The organism is Allobosea sp., assembly GCF_048595345.1.
In the GTDB taxonomy this organism is placed as follows: Bacteria; Pseudomonadota; Alphaproteobacteria; order Rhizobiales; family Beijerinckiaceae; genus Allobosea.
This window is the reverse complement of the sequence record NZ_JBMDWH010000149.1, coordinates 1-5,353: the sequence shown is the minus strand read 5'-3', so window position 1 is coordinate 5,353 and position 5,353 is coordinate 1. Positions and strand designations below refer to the sequence as shown.

At 69.2% G+C, this 5,353-nt stretch carries 4 protein-coding genes and 1 pseudogene; 2 read left to right on the top strand and 3 right to left on the bottom strand.

All coding sequences use genetic code 11. From position 1 onward, the window contains the following. Positions 1-31 precede the first annotated feature (31 nt). Both ACOJTB_RS13990 and ispH read right to left on the bottom strand, forming a co-directional pair. A complete protein-coding gene (locus ACOJTB_RS13990; RefSeq protein ID WP_420103137.1) occupies positions 32-997 on the bottom strand; it encodes a homoserine kinase in 966 nt (321 codons plus the stop codon). Between the two features lie 23 nt (positions 998-1,020). Further along, entirely contained in the window at positions 1,021-1,992 is a 972-nt protein-coding gene (gene ispH, locus ACOJTB_RS13985) for a 4-hydroxy-3-methylbut-2-enyl diphosphate reductase (protein ID WP_420103136.1), read from the bottom strand. 191 nt (positions 1,993-2,183) lie between these two features. On the opposite strand from ispH, the gene ACOJTB_RS13980 reads away from it, so the two are divergent. Continuing rightward, positions 2,184-4,046, top strand: a complete 1,863-nt coding sequence (locus tag ACOJTB_RS13980; protein ID WP_420103135.1) for a monovalent cation:proton antiporter-2 (CPA2) family protein — start codon at positions 2,184-2,186, stop codon at positions 4,044-4,046. A gap of 120 nt (positions 4,047-4,166) precedes the next feature. Continuing rightward, positions 4,167-5,063 carry a DUF937 domain-containing protein gene (locus ACOJTB_RS13975; protein ID WP_420103134.1) on the top strand — a complete coding sequence of 299 codons (897 nt, stop codon included), beginning with the start codon at positions 4,167-4,169 and terminating at the stop codon, positions 5,061-5,063. 72 nt (positions 5,064-5,135) lie between these two features. On the opposite strand, the pseudogene ACOJTB_RS13970 reads toward ACOJTB_RS13975, so the two are convergent. Beyond that, positions 5,136-5,353: pseudogene (locus ACOJTB_RS13970) on the bottom strand (hypothetical protein); the annotation flags it as partial.

Sequence of the window (5,353 nt, the reverse complement as noted above, 5' to 3'; positions counted from 1 at the left end):
GCCCCGTCCGTCCACACGTCGACGGTCGCGGTCACCGCTTCAACCCGTATTCGCGCGCATCGCCGACGCGCTGGTGGAAGGCGAGCTTGCGGTCGTATTCCAGCGGGTCGAGCGGCTTCACCAGCGCGCCGGGCGGCACGTTCAGCCAGTCGACCAGACGGGTGACGAGGAAGCGCAGTGCCGAGCCGCGGCAGAGCTGCGGCAGGGCCTGCGCCTCTGCCGGGGTCAACGGGCGCACGCTCTCATAACCGGCGAGGAGCGCCTGGCCCTTGGTGAGGTTGAACGAGGCGTCGGCCTCGAAACACCAGGAATTCAGGCAGATGGCGAGGTCATAGGCGAAGGCGTCGGTGCAGGCGAAATAGAAGTCGATCAGCCCCGAGAGCCTGTCGCCGATGAAGAAGACGTTGTTGGGGAAGAGATCGGCATGGATCACGCCGCGTGGCAGGCCTTCGGGCCAGGATCTTTCGTGGAAGGCGATCTCGGCCATGACGCGGTTCTGCAGGCCGGGCGAGATCGTGTCGGCGGCGGCACCGGCCTGCTCGGCCAGGGGACGCCAGCCGGGAACCGAGAGCGAGTTCACCCGCTCCATCCCGAAATCGGAGCCCGCCTCGTGCAGCCGCGCGAGTTCGCGCCCGAGCTCGGCACAATGGGCCACGTTCGGCCGGCGCACCGAAATCCCGTCGAGGAAGGAGACGATCGCCGCAGGTCGGCCCGCCAGCCGGCCGACGGCCGAGCCGTCCTTCATCCGCAGCGGCACGGGGCAGATCAGCCCGCGCCCGGCGAGATGGTCCATCAGCCCGATGAAGAAGGGCAACTCCTGTTCGTCCACCCGCTCCTCGTAGAGTGTGAGGATGTAGAAGGCCTTCGTGGTGTGGAGCAGGAAATTGGAATTGGAGACGCCCTCGGCGATGCCCTTGAAGGAGAGCAGATCGCCGATGCTGAAGCGCGCCACGAAGGCGGCGAGCTCGTCATTGGGCACTTCGGTGTAGACGGCCAAGGTCGGGCGCTTTCTGTGCAGGCTTACTCGGCCGCGGCCGGCGGCGCGTCGCCGCGCAATTCGCGAGGCAGCGGGAAGAATACGTCCTCGCTGGCGGTCGAGACCGTCTCGACACGCACATCGTAGCGCTCGGCGAAGGCGTCGATGATCTCCTCGACCAGCACCTCGGGGGCGCTGGCGCCGGCGGTGATGCCGAGGCTGCGGATGGCACCGAAGGCCGACCAGTCGATCTCGTCGGTGCGCAGCACGAGCCGCGCCACAGGGCAGCCGGCGCGCTCGGCGACCTCACGCAGGCGCTGCGAATTCGAGGAATTGGGCGAGCCGACGACGATCAGCCCCTCGACCAGCGGGGCGACGCGCTTCACCGCTTCCTGCCGGTTGGTGGTGGCGTAGCAGATGTCTTCCTTGTGCGGGGCGATCAGTTCCGGGAAGCGGGCCTGAAGCGCCTCGACGATCTCGCGCGTGTCGTCGACCGAGAGGGTCGTCTGGGTGACATAGGCGAGCGGCGCCCCGGCGGGCGGGTTCAACGCCGCGACATCGGCGAGGGTCTCGATCAGCGTGATCGCGCCCTCCGGCAATTGCCCCATGGTACCGATCACCTCCGGATGGCCGGCATGGCCGACGAGCAGGATGTGGCGGCCGCGCTTGTGATGCACCTCCGCCTCGCGATGCACCTTGGTCACCAGCGGGCAGGTGGCGTCGATGGCGAAGAGATTGCGGGCCTTGGCGGCGGCCGGCACCGCCTTGGCGACGCCATGGGCCGAGAAGATCACCGGGCGGGTCTCGTCCGGCACCTCATCGAGCTCGGCGACGAAGACGGCGCCCTTCCGCCTCAGCGATTCCACGACATATTTGTTGTGGACGATCTCGTGGCGCACATAGACGGGCGCGCCATGCAGCGACAGCGCCTTCTCCACCGCGTCGATGGCGCGCACGACCCCGGCGCAGAAGCCGCGCGGGGCACAGAGCAGGATGTCGAGCGGCGGCTTGGTCACGCGGCCTTGAAACTCCAGGAGGGGATCCAGCGCCTTCTTTCGGCGCGATGGCGGCGATGTCAAGGAAGCGCCGGATCTGAGCGCAGGAGGCTCGCCCGCCCTGCTTGCGCCCACCCCCTCGCACAGAACACTTCGAAGCCCTAGATAGGGTCTGCGGCTGCGGTCGCCACCCCCGTCAGCGTGAGCAGCCCATGGCCGAAGCCGCCTCCCATGCCAGCTATCTGCCCCCGATCCTGACCTTCTGCGCCGGGGCGGTGATTGCGGTGCCGCTGTTCCGCAAGCTGGGGCAATCGGCTGTGCTGGGCTATCTCGCCGCCGGCATCGTCATCGGCCCCTCGCTGCTCCGCGTGATCCAGGACCCGGACGCCATTCGCGGCACGGCCGAGATCGGCGTCGTGCTGCTGCTCTTTCTCGTCGGGCTCGAATTGCAGCCCTCTCGGCTGTTCTCGATGCGGCGGGACATTCTGGGCTCGGGCCTCAGCCAGATGGCGCTGAGCGCCGGCGGCGCCGGCCTCGTCGCCTGGTCGCTCGGGCTTTCGGTGGCCGGGGCGGTGACGGTCGGCATCGCGCTCGCGCTCTCTGCGACCTCGATCGCGCTGCAATTGCTGGAGGAGCGCGGCGACGGCAGCGAGCTCTATGGGCGGCGCACCTTTTCCATCCTGCTGTTTCAGGACATCTCGATCGCGCCGGTGCTGGCGCTGATCCCGCTGCTGGCGACGACGGGTGCGCCTGCGGGCGGGCCGGCGAAGGCTTTCGCGAGCCTTGGCATCGCGCTGGCGGCCATCGCCGCCGTGGTTCTGGCGGGCCGCTACCTGCTCAATCCGTTCTTCCGCATCCTGGCCCATAGCGGCGCCAAGGAGGTGATGACCGCCGCCGCGCTGCTGATCGTGCTGGGGGCCGCCCTCCTGATGGAGCATGTCGGCCTGTCGATGGCGATGGGCGCCTTCGTCGCGGGGGTCATGCTGGCCGACTCGCATTTCCGGCACGAGCTGGAGGCGGATATCGAGCCCTTCCGCGGCGTACTCCTCGGCCTGTTCTTCATGGCGGTCGGCATGTCGCTGGATCTGAGGATCGTCGCCGAGAACTGGCTGCTTCTGCTGCTGGCGGCGCCGGGGCTCGTGCTGTTCAAGATCGCGGTGGTCGCGACGATCCTGCGCGTCTCCTGCTCGTCCTGGATGGAGGCGGTCCGGGCCGGGGCGCTGCTCTCGCCGGCGGGCGAATTCGCCTTCGTGCTGCTGCCGCTGGCGCTGGCGAACGGGCTGCTCGATGCGCGCCAGACGGCGATCGTCACCGCGCTGGCGGCGATCAGCATGCTGCTGGGGCCCATCGTCGCCAAGGCGCTCGACACGGTGATGCTGGCGCGGATCAAGCCCGAGACCATCGACGAGGATTTCGACGGCGCCGATGGCAGCGAGGTTCTCGTGGTCGGCTTCGGCCGCTTCGGCCAAGTGGTGACGCAGGCGCTGCTGCTGCAACATATCGACGTCACCATCATCGACTCCGATGTCGAGCGCATCCGCTCGGCGGCGAAGTTCGGCTTCAAGATCTATTTCGGCGACGGCACGCGGCTCGACGTGCTGCGGGCGGCCGGCGCCGGGCGGGCGCGGATCATCTGCATCTGCATCGACGACAAGGAGGCAGCGCTGCGCATCGTCGAGATGGTGCAGGCCGAGTTCCCGCATGCGCGGGTGCATGTGCGCGCCTATGACCGCGTCCACGCCATCGACCTGATGAAGGCCAATGTCGACTATCAGATGCGCGAGACGTTCGAATCGGCGCTGAGTTTCGGCCGAGTGACGCTGGAGGCGGCCGGACTCACGCGGGACGAGGCCGACCTCGTGATCGAGCACGTGCGCGACCGCGATTCGCAGCGCATGGAGATCCAGTACAGCGAGGGCATCGCCGCCGGTCTGAACAAGGTGCCGCGCGTCTCGCCGGAGCCGCTGGTGACGCCGCGGGGCAAGTCGCGCGCACTCACGGCCGAGACCCGCGAGGCGATCGAGGATGGCGGCGCCGAGGTCGCGGTCGGCGGCGTCGGCGAGCCGGAGCGCTGACCGGGCACGCGCCCGGGCGACGGCCCCGGCGAAAACGGGACGCTTCCCAGCCCGGCCATCGGTTTGCCAGCACGAAAGCGGCTGCTATCGTGCGATTCGCAGTGGTCCGGGAGGTGCCTCATGATGAACCTGTTCGAGATCATGCAGTCGGCCCAGAACGGCCAGGCGATGCAGAACCTCGCCCGCGCCTATGGCCTCAGCCTGCAGCAGACGCAGGCGGCGATCGAGGCTCTGCTGCCGGCTTTCACGATGGGCCTGCAGCGCCAGACGCAGAACCCCCAGGCTTTCGGCTCGCTGGCGCAGATGATGACCGCCTCACCCTATGCGCGCTTCTTCGAGGCGCCGAGCAGCCACATCCCGCCCGAGGCCAATGTCGCCGGGCTGGATGTGCTCAGCCGCATCTTCGGCTCGCAGGAGGTGGCGCAGGCCGTCGCCGCCCAGGCGGCGGCGACCAGCGGCGTCAGCATGGCGATCATGAAGCAGATCATGCCCGTGATCGCCGCGATGCTGATGGGCGGGCTGTCGAAGACCGCCTCCAACGAAGGCCTCGGCGGCATGCTCGGGCAGTTCGCCGAGATGATGCGCGGCGCCTTTCCCGGGATGCAGCCGGCGGCCCCGCCGCCACCGCCGCCGCAGGCGCCCTTCAACCCGATGGATGCGATCCTGCGCGGCATGTTCGGGCAGGCAGCCGCGGCCCCGCCGCCGCAGGGCCAGACGGGCGCAGGACCCAATGACCCCTTCGGCGGCATGTTCGGCCAGATCCTCGGCGGCATGTTCGGTGGGATGCCGCCGGCCACCGGCGCGGCCGGTCAGTCCGCGCCGCCGCCGCGCCCGGAGCCCGAGCCGCAGGCGGCTTCCTCGGCGGGGAGCGAGCTGCCGCCCGGCCCCGGCTCGATCGGCCTCGATGCCCTCAACCAGATGTTCGAGCATGGGCGACAGATCCAGGACGAGCATCAGAAGGCGATGAAATCGATCCTCGACGCCATGCTCGGAGGCGGGCAGCCGCCGCGCTCATAAAAAAGGGGTGGAAGCCGGAAGCTCCCGCCCTTCAGGACGCACGCGCAAGGGGTCCAACGCGGCGTATCGGTGTCAGACGCAGCGCGCCAGGATGCGGCCAGCATCGCTCATCGGCAGCGGCGCGGTCTGGGACAGGCGCACCGCCTGCCGGCGCCGACGCTCGGCGAGGCCGGCGCTGGCGTCGGAGCGGGCCGCCAGGATCTTCGAGGGATCGGTGAGCCAGGACGTCGCCAGCGCGCCGTCGATGTCGGACCGGACCAGGCCGATATCTTTGAGGCCCCGCTCGTCGA

Excerpts from the sequence above, each read along its gene's own strand:
- ACOJTB_RS13980 (WP_420103135.1), top strand. The coding sequence starts at position 2,184 with ATGGCCGAAGCCGCCTCCCATGCCAGCTATCTGCCCCCGATCCTGACC.
- ACOJTB_RS13975 (WP_420103134.1), top strand. The coding sequence starts at position 4,167 with ATGATGAACCTGTTCGAGATCATGCAGTCGGCCCAGAACGGCCAGGCG.